Annotated in this window: 20 protein-coding genes; 13 read left to right on the forward strand and 7 right to left on the reverse strand. The window is 62.1% G+C overall.

The window, feature by feature from the left end; translation table 11 throughout:
- Window positions 1-186 precede the first annotated feature (186 nt).
- The 8 genes from B5P46_RS15155 (at window position 187) to B5P46_RS15190 (ending at window position 6293) form a co-directional block, all read left to right on the forward strand.
- Window positions 187-1017, forward strand: coding sequence for a transporter substrate-binding domain-containing protein (locus B5P46_RS15155; protein ID WP_129419369.1), 831 nt, complete (start codon window positions 187-189; stop codon window positions 1015-1017).
- Between the two features lie 229 nt (window positions 1018-1246).
- Window positions 1247-1690: a type II 3-dehydroquinate dehydratase gene (locus tag B5P46_RS15160; RefSeq protein WP_129419370.1), complete on the forward strand. Its 444-nt coding sequence runs from the start codon at window positions 1247-1249 to the stop codon at window positions 1688-1690.
- Between the two features lie 32 nt (window positions 1691-1722).
- The gene (locus tag B5P46_RS15165) at window positions 1723-2391 is read left to right on the forward strand and encodes an amino acid ABC transporter permease (RefSeq protein WP_003548451.1); all 669 of its coding nucleotides are present in this window, start codon (window positions 1723-1725) and stop codon (window positions 2389-2391) included.
- Between the two features lie 10 nt (window positions 2392-2401).
- Window positions 2402-3043 (forward strand): amino acid ABC transporter permease, encoded by a 642-nt coding sequence (locus tag B5P46_RS15170; RefSeq protein ID WP_129419371.1) that lies wholly within the window; start codon window positions 2402-2404, stop codon window positions 3041-3043.
- Window positions 3044-3096: 53 nt separating this feature from the next.
- Window positions 3097-3861 (forward strand): amino acid ABC transporter ATP-binding protein, encoded by a 765-nt coding sequence (locus B5P46_RS15175; RefSeq protein WP_129419372.1) that lies wholly within the window; start codon window positions 3097-3099, stop codon window positions 3859-3861.
- Between the two features lie 56 nt (window positions 3862-3917).
- Window positions 3918-4985, forward strand: coding sequence for a Gfo/Idh/MocA family protein (locus B5P46_RS15180; RefSeq protein ID WP_129419373.1), 1068 nt, complete (start codon window positions 3918-3920; stop codon window positions 4983-4985).
- Window positions 4986-4989: 4 nt separating this feature from the next.
- Window positions 4990-5820: a shikimate dehydrogenase family protein gene (locus B5P46_RS15185; protein WP_129419374.1), complete on the forward strand. Its 831-nt coding sequence runs from the start codon at window positions 4990-4992 to the stop codon at window positions 5818-5820.
- A gap of 167 nt (window positions 5821-5987) precedes the next feature.
- Window positions 5988-6293 (forward strand): EthD family reductase, encoded by a 306-nt coding sequence (locus B5P46_RS15190; RefSeq protein WP_129419375.1) that lies wholly within the window; start codon window positions 5988-5990, stop codon window positions 6291-6293.
- A 196-nt stretch (window positions 6294-6489) separates the two neighbouring features.
- On the opposite strand, the gene B5P46_RS15195 is transcribed toward B5P46_RS15190, so the two are convergent.
- Window positions 6490-7257 (reverse strand): SDR family oxidoreductase, encoded by a 768-nt coding sequence (locus B5P46_RS15195; protein WP_029872176.1) that lies wholly within the window; start codon window positions 7255-7257, stop codon window positions 6490-6492.
- An 89-nt stretch (window positions 7258-7346) separates the two neighbouring features.
- Between B5P46_RS15195 and B5P46_RS15200 the strand changes: the two genes are divergently transcribed.
- Complete coding sequence (locus B5P46_RS15200; protein WP_017991871.1) at window positions 7347-7712, forward strand: type II toxin-antitoxin system RelE/ParE family toxin; 366 nt, start codon at window positions 7347-7349, stop codon at window positions 7710-7712.
- The gene (locus B5P46_RS15205) at window positions 7696-8019 is read left to right on the forward strand and encodes a helix-turn-helix domain-containing protein (RefSeq protein WP_017991870.1); all 324 of its coding nucleotides are present in this window, start codon (window positions 7696-7698) and stop codon (window positions 8017-8019) included. The genes B5P46_RS15200 and B5P46_RS15205 overlap by 17 nt, the downstream gene beginning before the upstream one ends.
- On the opposite strand, the gene B5P46_RS15210 is transcribed toward B5P46_RS15205, so the two are convergent.
- From B5P46_RS15210 to pcaD, 5 genes are all read right to left on the reverse strand, one after another.
- Complete coding sequence (locus B5P46_RS15210) at window positions 8016-9062, reverse strand: 3-carboxy-cis,cis-muconate cycloisomerase (protein WP_129419376.1); 1047 nt, start codon at window positions 9060-9062, stop codon at window positions 8016-8018. The genes B5P46_RS15205 and B5P46_RS15210 overlap by 4 nt on opposite strands.
- A 197-nt stretch (window positions 9063-9259) precedes the next feature.
- Window positions 9260-9871, reverse strand: coding sequence for a protocatechuate 3,4-dioxygenase subunit alpha (pcaG, locus tag B5P46_RS15215; protein WP_129419377.1), 612 nt, complete (start codon window positions 9869-9871; stop codon window positions 9260-9262).
- 2 nt (window positions 9872-9873) lie between these two features.
- Window positions 9874-10623: a protocatechuate 3,4-dioxygenase subunit beta gene (gene pcaH, locus B5P46_RS15220; RefSeq protein ID WP_129419378.1), complete on the reverse strand. Its 750-nt coding sequence runs from the start codon at window positions 10621-10623 to the stop codon at window positions 9874-9876.
- 9 nt (window positions 10624-10632) lie between these two features.
- Complete coding sequence (pcaC, locus tag B5P46_RS15225) at window positions 10633-11037, reverse strand: 4-carboxymuconolactone decarboxylase (protein ID WP_128402476.1); 405 nt, start codon at window positions 11035-11037, stop codon at window positions 10633-10635.
- Window positions 11034-11843 (reverse strand): 3-oxoadipate enol-lactonase, encoded by an 810-nt coding sequence (gene pcaD, locus B5P46_RS15230; protein WP_129419379.1) that lies wholly within the window; start codon window positions 11841-11843, stop codon window positions 11034-11036. The genes pcaC and pcaD overlap by 4 nt, the downstream gene beginning before the upstream one ends.
- 95 nt (window positions 11844-11938) lie before the next feature.
- Between pcaD and pcaQ the strand changes: the two genes are divergently transcribed.
- Genes pcaQ through B5P46_RS15245 form a run of 3 tightly spaced genes read left to right on the forward strand, consistent with a single transcriptional unit; the run spans window position 11939 to window position 14106 of the window.
- The gene (pcaQ, locus tag B5P46_RS15235; RefSeq protein ID WP_129419380.1) at window positions 11939-12859 is read left to right on the forward strand and encodes a pca operon transcription factor PcaQ; all 921 of its coding nucleotides are present in this window, start codon (window positions 11939-11941) and stop codon (window positions 12857-12859) included.
- Between the two features lie 57 nt (window positions 12860-12916).
- Complete coding sequence (locus B5P46_RS15240; RefSeq protein WP_129419381.1) at window positions 12917-13438, forward strand: MbcA/ParS/Xre antitoxin family protein; 522 nt, start codon at window positions 12917-12919, stop codon at window positions 13436-13438.
- The gene (locus B5P46_RS15245; protein WP_129419382.1) at window positions 13435-14106 is read left to right on the forward strand and encodes an RES family NAD+ phosphorylase; all 672 of its coding nucleotides are present in this window, start codon (window positions 13435-13437) and stop codon (window positions 14104-14106) included. The genes B5P46_RS15240 and B5P46_RS15245 overlap by 4 nt, the downstream gene beginning before the upstream one ends.
- Window positions 14107-14151: 45 nt before the next feature.
- Here the strand turns inward: B5P46_RS15245 and B5P46_RS15250 are convergent, their stop codons facing one another.
- Window positions 14152-14793, reverse strand: a complete 642-nt coding sequence (locus tag B5P46_RS15250; protein ID WP_129419383.1) for an alpha/beta hydrolase family protein — start codon at window positions 14791-14793, stop codon at window positions 14152-14154.
- Between the last annotated feature and the right edge of the window lie 45 nt (window positions 14794-14838).

The following is a 14838-nucleotide window of genomic DNA, read 5'->3' on the forward strand; positions in this document are numbered from 1 at the left end:
AAATCGCTCGCTACTATTATGGCAAATGTCGTGAGGAATTCAAATAGCGTGTCTTATTATAAATTCTCATATGATTTTGAAAAACTCTGTTGATTTGAGCACTCGTCTCTGGCAATCATTCCTCTCACAGTCAAAAGGTGAGGTGGCTGTCCGGTCGAGTGACCGCCAAAAGGAGGAGGAAATCACATGTTCAAATCTATGTTGACGCGCCGAAACGCGATGCTCGGAGCCGCGGCCCTGGTGGCTGCCGTCACCCTGGCGCAACCGGCCGCCGCCATCACGCCTGATGAAATCAAGGCTCGCGGCAAGATCATCGTCGGAATTCAGGGTGACAACCCGCCCTGGGGCTTTGTGACCAGCGGCGGCAAACAGGACGGCCTCGATGCAGACATCGCAACGCTGTTTGCCAAGGAACTGGGTGTTTCGGTCGAGTTCGTGCCGCTTGAAGTCAATAACCGCATTCCCGCACTGACGGCCGGCCGCGTCGACGTTCTCTTCGCAACGATGGCGATGCTGCCGGATCGTGCAAAGGCGGTGCAGTTCAGCAAGCCCTATGTTGCCAATGCCATCGTTCTGATTGGTCCGAAATCGGCTGAGATCAAGACGAATGACGACATGGCCAAGTTCACAGTCGGCGTCGCCAAGGGGGCTGCCCAGGACACGCAGGTGACCAAGAACGCACCGGCGAGCACGACCATCCGCCGCTATGATGGAGACGCCGCGAGCGTCCAGGCGCTGGTGTCCGGCCAGGTCGAGACGCTTGGTGGCAACATCTTCTACATGGACCGGGTGGAGAAGGCCCGTCCGGGCGAATTCGAAAACAAGCTTGAATTCCAGAAGCTCTACAACGGTGCTTGTACGCGTCTCGGCGAAAAGGAAATCAATGCGGCGCTCAACACCTTCATCGACAAGATCAAGGCCAACGGCGAACTCAAGGCAGTCTACGACAAGTGGATGAAGGTTCCGGTCCCGGAATTTCCTGAAACGCTGGAAGGCATTCCGTTCGCGGCGAACTGAGCCAACGGCAAAGGCGGACGAGGCCCGGCCTTCCGGCTGATTACAGCGCCTGCCAGCCACTCTTCCGTCATGCTCGGGCTCGTCCCGAGCATCTACGGCGGCAGATCCCCGGCACAAGGCCGAGGATGACGTCCGGAAAGAGGCAACCCTCACTAAGCAAGGCCGGGCATGCAATGCCCGGCAACGCAACCGCCATGCTTAAGGCTCTGCCCCGTTTGAGGTGCGCAACATGACCAGAACCATCTTTGTGCTCAACGGACCGAACCTGAACCTGCTGGGTCAGCGCGAGCCGGCGATCTATGGAACCACGACTCTTGCCGACATCAGGAAACGGTGCGTGACCAAGGCAAAGGCCCTGGGATTCGACGTCGAGTTTCGGCAGACCAATTTCGAGGGCGAACTGGTCGAGAGCGTGCACCAGGCCCGGACCGACGCCTGTGGCATCATCATCAATCCTGCCGGCTATACGTTCACATCGATCGCCCTTCTCGATGCGTTGAAAATGTTCGACCCGCCGAAGATCGAACTGCACATCTCCAATGTTCATGCCCGCGAAAGCATCTACCACAATTCGCTGATCTCACGCGTTGCCACGGCCATCATGATCGGTTTTGGAGCAGACGGCTACGAACTCGCTGTCCAGGCGATGGCTGGAATGGTCAAGCGGGACTGAATTTTTCAGGAAGACGGACCAGAAGGATCGCCATGAATTATAAGTTGGATTTCACCCCGGTCATAGATGGCCTGCCGAGCCTTCTGCTCGGCTGCCTCGGGACATTCTTGCTTGCCATTTGTGGGATGCTGCTGGCGATCGTGATCGGAATTGGCGGCGTTGCCTTGCGCGACTCTGCCCTGAAGCCGGCGCGCTGGCTGGTTATCGCCTTCGTCGAGTTGATCCGCAACACGCCGTTTCTGGTGCAGATCTTCTTCATCTACTTCGCGCTTCCGCTGACAGGCATCAGGCTGGATCCGACGCCGACGGCGATTATCGCGCTCGGCATCAACGGCGGCGCCTACGCGATCGAGATTATTCGTGGCGGCGTCCAGTCGATCCCGAAGGGACAGATGGAAGCGGGTCTGGCGCTTGGTCTGCACAAGGCTCAGGTCTTCCGGCTGATCATCCTCAAGCCGGCATTGCGGGCGATCTATCCGTCCTTGACCAGCCAGTTCGTCCTGTTGACGCTGACCACCAGCATTGCATCGGCGATTTCGGCCTATGAACTGACGTCCGTTTCGCAGCGCATCGAGTCGGAGAGCTTCCGCAGCTTCGAGGTCTACTTCACCGTCACGGTTTTCTATTTCGTGATCTCCTGGCTGATGATGCGCATCTTCGCGCTGTTTTCGGCGCGCTACTTCAAATATCCGGTCAAGTAGGAGGAATTCCATGGGTCACGAAGAATTCGTCTTCCTCCTGATCGGCCTGAAATGGACCGTGCTCCTGTCCGCCGTCGGCTTTGTCTGCGGCGGCATCGCGGGGCTCGGCGTCGCCCTTGCCCGTGCCTCGGGCATACCGCTGCTGGAACGCGTCACGGCCGGTTATATCGCCGTCTTCCAGGGAACCCCGCTGCTGATGCAGCTTTTCGTCGTCTATTACGGCCTGGCGCTGGTGGGGCTGATGCTCGATGCCTGGGTGGCCGTCGCCATCGGACTGACGCTGCACGCCAGCGCCTATCTCGGCGAGATCTGGCGCGGATCGATCGAAGCGGTTCCGCGCGGCCAGACGGAAGCGGCAAAGGCTCTCAGCCTGAGATACATCTCGCGCATGAAGGATGTCATCCTGCCGCAGGCGCTGCGCATTTCGCTGCCAGCCACGATCGGTTTCCTCGTGCAGTTGATCAAGGGCACCTCGCTTGCGTCGATCGTCGGCTTCACCGAGCTGACGCGGGCCGGCAACATCATCTCCAACCAGATTTTCCAACCGCTGACGGTCTTCGGCATCGTCGGCATTCTCTATTTCCTGATGTGCTGCCCACTGACGATTCTTGGCGCCCGCCTCGAACGAAAGTTCGCCGCCTCCGCGCGCTGATCCGCATTCCTCGTCCTCGACGCGGTCCAGCCCGCCAATATGGAGTTCTACCGATGACCAGTCCCAGTCCCGCTCAAGGCGCAGAAACCATGATCACCATGGAGCGGGTGGAGAAGTGGTATGGCGCTTTTCAAGCCCTGCGCGACATCAACATATCGGTTCGCAGTGGCGAGAGGATCGTCTTGTGCGGGCCCTCCGGCAGCGGTAAGTCGACGCTCATTCGCTGCATCAACCATCTCGAGACCTACGAAAAAGGTGAAATCCGCGTCGGCGGGATTCTTCTCGGCAATCAGGCCAAGACCATCGATGCGATCCGTCGCGAGGTCGGCATGGTCTTCCAGCAGTTCAATCTGTTTCCGCATCTGACCGTGCTGCAGAACTGCATGCTGGCACCGATGAAGGCGGCCGGCGTCGGTAGGGCGGAGGCCGAGGAACGGGCACGCGGGCTGCTCGAGCGGGTCAAGATCCTGGAGCAGGCCGACAAATATCCGGTGCAGCTTTCGGGCGGCCAGCAACAGCGTGTCGCCATCGCCCGCGCGCTTTGCATGCGGCCGAAAGTGATGCTGTTCGATGAGCCGACGTCGGCGCTTGATCCGGAGATGGTCAAGGAGGTGCTGGATACGATGATCGCGCTGGCCGACGAGGGCATGACGATGATCTGCGTCACGCACGAAATGGGCTTTGCCCGCCAGGTCGCCGATCGCGTGATCTTCATGGCCAGCGGCGCGATCGTCGAGGAAGCCCCGCCGGCCGAGTTCTTCACGAACCCACAACATGAGCGAACCAGGAAATTCCTCGGAGAAATCCTGCGGAAGTAAGGGGTCAAGTCGATGCGTCTGACAAATATACCTCTGGCAGATTCCGGGAGCCGGCAATGAAGCCGCTGGAGATTGCAGTCATGGGAGCCGGCCTGATCGGCAGGCGTCACGTCGAGCGTGTCATGTCCGAGCCCGGAACCGTTCTCTCGGCGGTGATCGATCCTTCCGCCGCCGGTCGCGACTTCGCCGAGTCTGTCGGCGCCCGATGGTACCGGAGCTTCTTAGACATCCGCGTCGAGGACAGGCCTGACGGCGTCATCGTGGCAACGCCGAACCAGCTTCACGTCGAGAACGGAATGGAGATCGTCGCCGCCGGCATCCCCGTCCTGATCGAGAAACCGATCGCCGACGATGTCGATGCTGCAGCAGCGCTGGTTGCAGCCGGCGAGAAAGCAGGCATACCGCTGCTGGTCGGCCATCACAGGCGCCACAATCCGATGATCCAGGCGGTCAAACAGATCGTCGACGGCGGAAGGCTTGGCCGGATTATCGCGGTGCACGGCACGTTCTGGGTCGCCAAGCCCGACGACTATTTCGATATACCCTGGCGGCGCGAAGCAGGCGCCGGCCCGGTCTTCGTCAACCTGATCCACGATGTCGATCTCTTCCGATATCTCTTCGGCGAGGTCGAAGCCGTCCATGCGATGGAATCGCACGCGGTGCGGAACCATGCCGTCGAGGATACGGCCGTCGTCACGCTGCGTTTTGCAAGCGGGGTGCTTGCCACCCTCAACGGCAGCGATGCCGTGGCCGCGCCCTGGAGCTGGGAGACGACCACCGGTGAGAACTCCGCTTTTCCCCATTACGATCAATTCTGCTACCAGATCGGCGGCACCAAGGGATCGCTCGGAATTCCCGATTTGACGCTTTGGACGAGCCCTTCGAGGCCCGACTGGCTGGAGCAGCTTGCCCAGGAGCGTGTGCCTTACGCAGCAGCCGATCCCCTTTGCGTTCAGCTCAGACATTTTTGCGACGTCATTCGTGGCGATGCCACGCCTCTGGTGAGTGGCCGTGAGGGCCTCGCCACGCTCAGGGTCGTCGAGGCGATCAATAGATCGGCGCGCTGGGGACAGATGATCCACCTCGCGGACGCCAGCGCCTCTTCCGATCCCCAGAAAGTCTGACCAAATGATCACCGGGACGACCAAACTCATCGCGCACCTCGGCTATCCGACGGAGTCCTTCAAGGCGCCGCTGATCTACAATCCGTATTTCGAGAAGAATGGAATTGATGCCGTCGTCGTGCCGATGGGCTGCCGGCCGGAGGACTATCCGGCGTTTCTGAAGCTTCTGTTCCGGCTATCCAATATCCACGGTGCTCTGATCACCATGCCGCACAAGATTTCGACGATGGCGCTGCTCGACGAAACGTCGACCAACGCGAAAGTCGCCGGCTCGTGCAACGCGGTCCGTCTCGGTTCGGACGGCAGGCTGATCGGTGACATGTTCGATGGCGAGGGCTTCGTTCGGGGCGTATTGCGCAAGGGTAAGAAGGTCGAGGGAGCCCATGCGCTCATTGCGGGTGCCGGTGGCGTCGGCTCGGCGATCGCAGCGTCCTTGGCGCAGGCGGGCGTGGAGCATCTCGCCATCTTCGACGCCAACGAGGCGACCGCGACCGCGCTGCTGGACAGGCTGAAGAAATACTATCCGCACCTTGAAGTGACGGTCGGCTCCGCCGATCCGGCAGGCTTCGACATCGTCGTCAACGCGACACCCCTCGGAATGCGACGGGGTGACCCGCTGCCGATCGACATCGACCGCATCTCCCCATCGACCTTCGTCGGCGAAGTCGTGATGACGAAGGAGATAACCCCTTTTCTCGAGGCCGTGCGGGCGCGCGGCTGCGCATTTCAGGTTGGCACGGATATGTTGTTCGAACAGATCCCCGCCTATCTCGAATTCTTCGAATTCCCGACGACGACGGCCGACAATCTGCGGGCGATTGCCAAACTCGGATGATGCGAATTCAGCGCACGACGCCGAAAGGTGTGAGCGGTTTTCGAACGACCTTGTTCTCGCCAAACTCGCTCCAGCCAAAATCTGGATGCGCGTTACGAGTCGGTGAGCTAAATAGTCCCCACGGACGCTCGGAGAGGCGTTCAGACAGGAGCTCGACCACGATCAAGATGAGCGTCTACTATCCGGCCGATGGCGGCTCGAAGTTCGATCACGATTACTACCGCACCAGACACATGCCACTGATCCAGGAACGGCTCGGCGATATCTGCCTCCGCTACGAGATCGATAAGGGCCTTGGGGGTCGCGAACCTGGAAGCGCGCCGGAGTTCGTCGCGGCGTGTCACGTCTACTCGCCGGCCCTTGAGACATTCCAGGAGGCCCTCGGTCCCCACCGCGCGGAGATAAGCGCGGACGTCGCCAACTATACGGACATCGTACCCATCGTGCAGTTCAGCGAAGTCGTTGGAGAGTAGGGACTTCGGAGCGTCAGGCGTAACCGTTGAGCTTTCCGGGATCGGCGTACTGCTGGCGCACCCGATCCATGGTGACGTAGCCGGTGCCGAACCGGTCGACGAGCGGGAACATGTGGTTGCCGTTGACGCGAACACTACCTTGCTCTCGTCAAACTCGCTTCAGCCAAAATCTGGATGCGCTTGATGAGTCGGTGACCTAGAGCGAGGCCGTGATGCCGCCGTCGACGGTCAGCATGTGGCCGTTGACGAAGGAGGAGGCATCCGAAGCGAGAAAGACGGCGGCGCCGACGAGCTCCTTGACCTCGCCCCAGCGGCCGGCCGGCGTGCGGGTTTCCAGCCAGCCGGAGAACTTCGGATCGTCGACGAGCGCCTGGTTGAGCGGGGTGCGGAAATAGCCGGGCGCGATCGCATTGACCTGCAGGCCGTATTTCGCCCAGTCGGTCGCCATGCCGCGCGTGAGGTTCTTCACCGCGCCCTTGGTGGCGGTATAGGGTGCGATGCCGGGGCGGGCGAGTTCGGCCTGGACGGAGGCGATGTTGATGATCTTGCCGCGGCCGCGCGATATCATCGCCTGGGCGACCGGCTGGCTGACATAGAACAGGCTGGAGACATTGGTCTTGAAGATCTCGTCCCATTTGTCGACCGGGAAGTTTTCCAGCGGTGTGCGAAACTGCATGCCGGCATTGTTGACGAGGATGTCGATCGGGCCGATCTCCGCCTCGATATAGGCGATGGCGGTGCGGCTGGCCTCGGCATCGGTGACGTCGAAGGCGGCGCTGACGGCATGGCGATGGCTGCGACGGATATCCTCGGCGGCGGCCTCCGCCTTCTGCGCGTTGCGGCCGTTGATGATGATCGAAGCGCCATGCTCGGCAAGCCCGACCGCCAATGCGCGGCCGATGCCCTGACTGGAGCCGGTGACAAGGGCGCGGCGGCCGGAGAGGTCAAAAAGGGGAAAGGTCACGAGGCTGCTCCGTTGAGGGGGGAAGAAAAGCTTGCGAGCGGAGGTCACGCTCGTCTTGATAAGTATAGCACCTGGTGCTACATAAACCTATGGTCGGGCGCATATACAAGACGGGTTGGTTTACCAAGGCGGCGCGCAAGGCGCATATATCGGATTCGGAATTGCGCGAAGCTATCAGGCAGGTAGCGGAAGGCAAGGCCGACGATCTGGGCGGCGGTGTCTTCAAGAAGCGTCTGAAAGACAACCGTCATCGTTCGATCGTCTTGGCGAATGCCGGACGGTTTTGGGTGTTCGCCTATCTTTTCGCCAAGAAGGATCGCGCGAATATCGATGACGCGGAGCTAGTGGCTTTCAAGGCGCTTGCTGCTTTGTACCGCAAGAAAACAGCATCCGATATCGAAACCGAACTTCGAGCCGGCGCGCTCGTGGAGGTAGATGATGAAGACGAAGCGTAAATTCAAAAGCGATGCTTTCGAAGCGATCCACAGTTCAGTCGAGGCCATGTACAACGCCGGCACAATCGACAAGGAAACGATGCGCTCCTTCGACGAAAGTTGCCTCGTTTCGCCCGGCGAACTCGATCCTGAAGAGATCAAGGCACTGCGGGAAAGCAATCACGTCAGCCAGCCGGTTTTCGCACGATATCTCAATACCAGCGAATCCACGGTGCAGAAGTGGGAAAGCGGTGCCAAGCGGCCGAGCGGAATCGCGTTGAAACTGCTCTCGATCGTGCAGAAGCACGGACTTCAGGTTCTGAGCTAAAGCGATCCGAGCCGCCGGATATTCCCCGTCAGCTCCTTCGCCAGTCGCAGGCTGGCGGCGGTTGCCATCGTCATTTGCGGCAGCAGCAGCCATTCGAGCGTCCAGGCAGCGCCCGAGCGTTCCTGTTCGTGGACGAGGGACTGGTGGACGCCCGATAAAGCCGTGGCGTTGAAGCGGGCGAGCGAGACGAGGACTTCGGCGGAAACGGGGTTCTGCTTGTGCGCCATGGCCGACGAGGTGCCGCCGCCCGAGATTTCGATTTCATCGCCGGCCTGGGCAAGCAGCGCGATATCCTGGCCCATCTTGCCGAGACTGCCCGATATCGACGCGAACAGGCCGGCGATATCGGCGATCGGCAGACGCCCGCTCTGCCATTGCGGTGCATCGGTGAGGCCGAGTTCCTGTGCGAGGGAGGCACGGATTGCGGCGGCCTGCGACCCGAGCTTGTCGAGCGAGCCGGCCGCACCACCGAACTGGACGGGAAAACTGTGTTCGGTCAGGCGGTCGCGATAGGTCGCCAGCGGCTCCCGCCACGCACGGAGGCGGTCGGAGACGGTGATCGGGATCGCCGCCTGCATGCGGGTATGACCCATCAGCCGATTCCGGCCGAATTGGCGATCCAGCGCATCGAGCCCCGCGGCAATAGTGGAAAGCCGGCCGGCAAACAGGAAGACGACGGCCTTCAGGCGGATCATCAGGCTGGTATCGATGACATCCTGGCTGGTCGCGCCGAGATGCAGGCTTTTTGCCGCTTCCTCGCCGACATCAGTGCGCAGCTGCTTGATGAGATCGGGAACGACGACACCGTCCCTTGCCGTTGCCGATCGAAGACTGGAGACATCGGGCGAGAAGGCAGCGCAAGTTTTAGCGATGCGCCTTGCCGCTTCGGCAGGAATGAGTCCGTGAGCGGCTTCGGCCTTGGCGAGCGCGGCCTCGAAGGAGAGCATGGCCCGGATATCCGCCTCGGCAGAGAAATAGGGCGCGATTTCATCGTCGCCGAGCAGGCCGGAAAGGAAGGGGTGGTCGAAGGGAGATGCGGTCATGGACGTCTCGTTTGTGGTGGTGGCCCCCTCATCCGGCTGCCGCCACCTTCTCCCCGCTGGGGAGAAGGGACTCGGGGCGGCGTCGGCGCCTTATGGGCAGATACTCTCTGTAGCACTGTTCCCCTCTCCCCTCGGGGAGAGGGCAGGGTGAGGGGGCTACTTGCGCCGAACTCTCCGAACGAGCCGCCCGCGCACCCTCAAATATCCAGAAACACCGTTTCCTTCGGACCCTGCAGATAGATGTCGAAATGACAGGTTGCGCCGTCGCGGGTGGCGACCATCGTTGCGACGCGCTCGCGATGTTCGATGCGGGAAAGCAGCGGGTCGGCGGCATTGGCCTCCGTCTCCTCCGGAAAATACATGCGCGTGTGCAGGCCGATATTGATGCCGCGGGCGACGATCCAGAAGGTGATGTGCGGGGCTTGTCTGCGGCCGTCCTTGAAGGGAACGCGACCGGGCTTGACAGTCTCGAAGCTGTAGACGCCGTCTTCAGCGCGGGTTGGGCAGCGGCCCCAGCCAGTGAAATTGGGATCGGCGGCGCCACGCATTTCCGACGGGCTGTTGTAGAGGCCGGCGCTGTCGGCCTGCCAGATCTCGATGACCGCATCGCGCACCAGCGCCCCGGCGCCATCGAAGATCCGGCCGGTGACGGTGATGCGTTCGCCGAGCGTCTTGTCGTTGACCATCCCGATGCCGAGATCGGTGTCGTAGACGCCCGTTATGTCGCAGAAATTCGGCGTCAGGCCGATATGGACATAGGGACCGGCCGTCTGCGATGGGGTTTCCTTGAGGTAGCCGAGCTGCTGCATGGTCAGTTGCCCTCCAATTTGTTTTCGAACATCGTCGAGCGGCGGCCGCGCAGCACGATATCGAATTTATAGGCGCGTGAATCCATCGGGATGGTGTTGCCCCAGTCAAGCGGCGCGATCAGCTGCTCGATCGCCGCCTTGTCGGGGATGGTGCCGACGATCGGACATTTCCAGATCATCGGATCGCCTTCGAAATACATCTGGGTGATCAGGCGCTGGGCAAAGCCATGGCCGAAGATCGAGAAATGGATATGGGCCGGACGCCAATCGTTGATGCCGTTCGGCCAGGGATAGGCGCCGGGGCGGACGGTGCGGAGATGGTAGCGGCCGTCCTCGTCGGTGATGGCGCGGCCGCAGCCACCGAAATTAGGGTCGATCGCCGCCAGATAGGTTTCCTTCTTGTGGCGATAGCGGCCGCCGGCATTGGCCTGCCAAAACTCGACCAAGGCGCCGGCAATCGGCCTGGCGCGCTCGTCGAGCACGCGGCCATGGACGATGATGCGCTCGCCGATCGCACTTTCGCCGGGCTGCGCGTAGTTCAGGATCAGGTCGTTGTCGAGTTCGCCGATCATCGAATGGCCGAAGACCGGACCGGTGGTCTCGGAAATCGTGCCGTCGAGGGAGAGCGGCGCGCGCTGCGGCGCGCGCAGCACGGAGGTCTTGTAGCCGGGGGTCAGCGCCGGCGCATGCCAGGCGCGGTCGCGGGCGAAGAAGCCGCCGATCTCGGGCTTGCGGTTCGGTCGTTCGGACATGTTCCTCCCTCAGGCCGCCTTTTCGGCGTCCATCTGTTCAAAAGCCTGCTTTGCGATCTTGATCGCGTGATTGGCGGCGGGAACGCCGGCATAGATCGCCACATGCAACAGCGCCTCGCAGATATCCTCGCGGGTCGCCCCCGTATTGGCGGTGGCACGCACATGCATGGCGACCTCGTCGTCCTGGCCGAGCGCGGCAAGCAGAGCGATCGTGATGATCGAGCGCTCGCGCTTCGTCAGCGCCGGGCGCGACCAGACATGGCCCCAGGCAGCTTCGGTGATCAGCTCCTGGAAGGGGCGGTCGAACTCCGTCGATGTGGTGGCGGCGCGGTCGACATGGGCGTCGCCAAGCACGGCGCGGCGGGTCGCCATGCCCTGGCGATAGCGCTCGGAAGGGGACGCGGTCTCATTCATGGGCTGACTTCTCCAGGCGGAATGGATGTGAGGAAGGCGCGGATGATCGCCGTTAGCGCCTCCGGCTGCTCGACGCAGGGAATGTGCGCGCAATCGCGGATCACTTCGTAGCGAGCGCCTGATATCAGCTTCGCGGTCGAAAGCACGAGATCGGGCGGCGTCGAGCCATCCTGGTCGCCAACGATACAGATCGTCGGGACGGTGATCGTCTTTGCGACCTCGGTGAAATCGGCATCGCGGATCGCGGCGCAGGCGGCGACATAACCCTCGACGGGCTGGCGCGTCAGCATGTTGCAATAGCCGGCATAGGCGGTGCTCTCGGGCCGGCGGAAGGCGGGCGTGAACCAACGCTCCATGACCGCGTCGACGATGCTGCCGATGCCGTTTTGCTCGACGGCGGCGATGCGGGCGTTCCAGCTCTCCGCCGTGCCGATCTTGTGGGCGGTGTCGCAGAGGATGAGCGCGCGGACCAGATCCGGGCGGCGGTGATAGAGCGACTGGGCGATGAGACCGCCGACCGACAGGCCGCAGATGACGGCATCCTTGACCGACAGCAGATCGAGAAGGCCGGCGAGATCCGTCGCATGGTCCTCGATCGACGAGGGGAGCTGGCCGACATCGGAAAGGCCGTGGCCGCGCTTGTCGTAAAGCACGATGGCAAATTCGCCGGCAAGCCGCACCACGACGTCGCGCCAGATGCGGAAATCCGTGCCCAGGGAATTGGCGAAGACGATCACCGGCCTGTCGGCAGGGGCACCAATGATCTGATAATGGATCGTCACGTCGTTTATGCGGGCGAATTGCACGTCACTCTCCTCCTGAATGGTGAAATTGACTGGTTGATCCGGTTAAGTAAAATGATATTTATTGGCGTTTCGATAACCCTGGAGTTATGCGAACGATGATCGACAGCCGGGTCAAGTTCCGCCATCTGCAAACCTTTGTCGAGGTGGCGCGGCAGAAGAGCGTCATGAAGGCCGCCGAATTGCTGCATGTCAGCCAGCCGGCGGTCACCAAGACGATTCGCGAACTGGAACAGGTGCTGGGTGTCGATGTCTTCGAGCGCGACGGCCGCGGCATCAAAATCACCCGCTACGGCGAGGTCTTCCTGCGGCACGCCGGGGCGGCGCTGACGGCGCTGCGCCAGGGCCTCGATTCCGTCTCGCAGGAGCAGTTCGCCGATGCGCCGCCGATCCGGATCGGCGCGCTGCCGACGGTATCATCGCGCATCATGCCGCGGGCGATGGAACTGTTCCTCAAGGAAAAGACCTGGAGCCGGGTGAAGATCGTCACCGGCGAGAACGCGGTGCTCCTCGAGCAGCTTCGCGTCGGCGATCTCGATGTCGTCGTCGGACGTCTGGCCGGCGCCGAGAAGATGGCGGGCTTTTCCTTCGAACATCTTTATTCCGAGCAGGTGGTGTTTGCCGTGCGCGCCGGCCATCCGCTGCTCGACGGCCGGCAATCGCTGTTTGCCGGCTTCGGCAACTATACGGTGCTGATGCCGACGCGCGGTTCGATCATCCGGCCGGTCGTCGAAAATTTCCTCATCGCCAACGGCGTCTCCAGCCTGCCGAACCAGATCGAGACGGTATCGGATTCCTTCGGCCGCGCTTTCCTCAGGGCAAGCGATGCGATCTGGATCATTTCCAACGGCGTCGTGGCCGGCGATGTCGCCGACGGGCGGCTGGCGCTTCTGCCGGTCGATACCGGCGAAACCAAGGGGCCTGTCGGGTTGACGATGCGCGCCGATGCCGTGCCGTCACTGCCGCAATCGATCCTGATGCAGACGATTCGGGAGGCGGCAGGCGAGGCGGCCCTTTAAATTTGCTTGATGTATGCCCAGATTTGGACTATGTCTAATTCAAGACAGGAGGCTTTCATGCAGAATGCGCGACGTGAGCAACGGGAAGACCAGGGGCCACAGCGGCTGGACATGGAGCGGTTTGCTCCGGCCAACCGCAAGAGGCTGAGCGCCCCGGCCCTGCGAACCTTTCTGGCGATCGCCGATCTCTGGGGGCTGAGCGAGGAGCAGCGTCTGCTCATGCTCGGCTATCCCTCCCGGTCGACCTACCACAATTGGGCCAAACAGGCGCGCGAGCACGGCGCTTTCACGCTCGATGTCGATACGCTGACCCGCATCTCGGCCGTGCTCGGCATCCATCAGGCGCTCGGCGTGCTGTTTTCCGATGAACGCGCCGGCGTCGCCTGGCTGCGCAAACCGCATCAGGCGCTCGTTTTCAGCGGGCATCCGCCGATTAATGTCGCGACCAACGGGACCCAGGACGGGTTGATGACCGTCCGCCGGTTTCTGGATGGCGCCCGCGGTGGTCTCTACATGCAGCCGAATATGCTCGACGAAGCCTTCACGCCCTACGAAGATACGGACATCGTCTTCCGGTGAGGGATCGTTTTGCAGAGGCGCCGCGTCCGTCGTACCGGCTGATCCCCTCGCAATTTCCGCCAATCGGACTTTTTGAGACGGTGACGAGGGTGGCCGATCTCGAAGCCGTGATGGAACTCGTCGGCTGGACCAACGACCGTCTTGTCGCCGACCGCATTCAGCGTCTTCCCAGGGACGAATGGGTTTACGGCGTTGCCAATGCCAGCATTGTGATGGCGGCCTTCCTGCATGTCGCACCCGGCGGCATGCGCTTCAACGGCCCCGATCTCGGCGCCTGGTATGCCGCCGACGATCTCCGCACAGCCGCCGCCGAGGTTGGCCATCATCTCCGGCGCGAGACTGTCGCGCGCGGGGTGGCGACGATGGCACGGACCTATCGAAGCTATTCGGCCACGCTCATCGGCGATTACCTCGACATTCGCGGCGAAGAGCGACTGCGGCCCGATGTCTATGACGGCACCAGCTATGCGGCGTCGCAGGTGCTGGGGGAAGAGGTGCGCTCGAGCGGCGGCGCCGGTATCCTCTATGACAGTGTCCGGCTGAAAGGCGGAGTGGCGATCGTCGCGCACCGGCCGCGCAATATTCGCGACGTGGTGCAGGCCGACCACTTCGAAATCACCGTTTCCGCCACCGACCGGCGCATCGATGTCAGGAAGCTTGCAGCTTGACAACGGCAACCGCAGGCGCCTGCCGCGCCGGGGGTATGGTGATGCTCAAGCCGGCAGTCGTTCGGCCCACGCCTTCACCGCTTTCGCCATCGTGGCGAGGTGATCGGCACTGGAGAAACCGGAGATCGTCTTGCGCGGCTTGAGGTCGTGGTCGCCGTCCTCCAGCCAGAGGATCTCGATCCTGTCGGACAGATCGTAGCCCGGCACCTCGTCCCGTGTGCCGAATTCGTCGCGTGTTCCCTGGCAAATCAGGGCGGGCGTCGTCAGCCCTGTGAGATGGCCGGTGCGCAGCTTCTCCGGCTGGCCGGGCGGATGGAAGGGATAGCCGAGGCAGAGCAGGCCGGCAATCTTCCCCCGACGATGGAGATCGTCGGCGACCATGCTGGCGACCCGGCCGCCCATCGACTTGCCGCCGATGATCAGCGGGCCGCTGGCGCCGAGCTCGGCAATCGCCGCCTCGTATTCGGGATTGAGCGTTTCGGCGCGTGGCGGCGGCTTGCGACCTTCTAAGGTGCGGCGGGCGGCCATATAGGCGAATTCGAAACGGGCGACGCGGAAGCCGACACCGGCGAGCGCATTTGCCGCCGATGTCATCGATGCCGAATCCATCGGCGCGCCGGCGCCATGCGCAAGAAGGATGGTGAAGCGCGCATCCTGAGGCCCCTGCAGCAGAAACCTGTCAAGCATCGGTAATCCTCCATCCCATCGCCGGAACCATGTCGACGGCCGTGA

The organism is Rhizobium leguminosarum (genome assembly GCF_004123835.1).
Taxonomy (GTDB): domain Bacteria; phylum Pseudomonadota; class Alphaproteobacteria; order Rhizobiales; family Rhizobiaceae; genus Rhizobium; species Rhizobium leguminosarum_M.

Excerpts from the sequence above, each read along its gene's own strand:
- B5P46_RS15160 (WP_129419370.1), top strand. The coding sequence starts at position 1,247 with ATGACCAGAACCATCTTTGTGCTCAACGGACCGAACCTGAACCTGCTG.
- pcaH (WP_129419378.1), bottom strand. The coding sequence starts at position 10,623 with ATGTCCGAACGACCGAACCGCAAGCCCGAGATCGGCGGCTTCTTCGCC.
- pcaQ (WP_129419380.1), top strand. The coding sequence starts at position 11,939 with ATGATCGACAGCCGGGTCAAGTTCCGCCATCTGCAAACCTTTGTCGAG.
- B5P46_RS15250 (WP_129419383.1), bottom strand. The coding sequence starts at position 14,793 with ATGCTTGACAGGTTTCTGCTGCAGGGGCCTCAGGATGCGCGCTTCACC.
- B5P46_RS15200 (WP_017991871.1), top strand. The coding sequence starts at position 7,347 with ATGGTCGGGCGCATATACAAGACGGGTTGGTTTACCAAGGCGGCGCGC.
- B5P46_RS15175 (WP_129419372.1), top strand. The coding sequence starts at position 3,097 with ATGACCAGTCCCAGTCCCGCTCAAGGCGCAGAAACCATGATCACCATG.
- B5P46_RS15190 (WP_129419375.1), top strand. The coding sequence starts at position 5,988 with ATGAGCGTCTACTATCCGGCCGATGGCGGCTCGAAGTTCGATCACGAT.
- B5P46_RS15155 (WP_129419369.1), top strand. The coding sequence starts at position 187 with ATGTTCAAATCTATGTTGACGCGCCGAAACGCGATGCTCGGAGCCGCG.
- B5P46_RS15185 (WP_129419374.1), top strand. The coding sequence starts at position 4,990 with ATGATCACCGGGACGACCAAACTCATCGCGCACCTCGGCTATCCGACG.
- B5P46_RS15210 (WP_129419376.1), bottom strand. The coding sequence starts at position 9,062 with ATGACCGCATCTCCCTTCGACCACCCCTTCCTTTCCGGCCTGCTCGGC.
- pcaC (WP_128402476.1), bottom strand. The coding sequence starts at position 11,037 with ATGAATGAGACCGCGTCCCCTTCCGAGCGCTATCGCCAGGGCATGGCG.
- B5P46_RS15170 (WP_129419371.1), top strand. The coding sequence starts at position 2,402 with ATGGGTCACGAAGAATTCGTCTTCCTCCTGATCGGCCTGAAATGGACC.
- B5P46_RS15180 (WP_129419373.1), top strand. The coding sequence starts at position 3,918 with ATGAAGCCGCTGGAGATTGCAGTCATGGGAGCCGGCCTGATCGGCAGG.
- B5P46_RS15205 (WP_017991870.1), top strand. The coding sequence starts at position 7,696 with ATGAAGACGAAGCGTAAATTCAAAAGCGATGCTTTCGAAGCGATCCAC.
- B5P46_RS15240 (WP_129419381.1), top strand. The coding sequence starts at position 12,917 with ATGCAGAATGCGCGACGTGAGCAACGGGAAGACCAGGGGCCACAGCGG.
- pcaG (WP_129419377.1), bottom strand. The coding sequence starts at position 9,871 with ATGCAGCAGCTCGGCTACCTCAAGGAAACCCCATCGCAGACGGCCGGT.
- B5P46_RS15165 (WP_003548451.1), top strand. The coding sequence starts at position 1,723 with ATGAATTATAAGTTGGATTTCACCCCGGTCATAGATGGCCTGCCGAGC.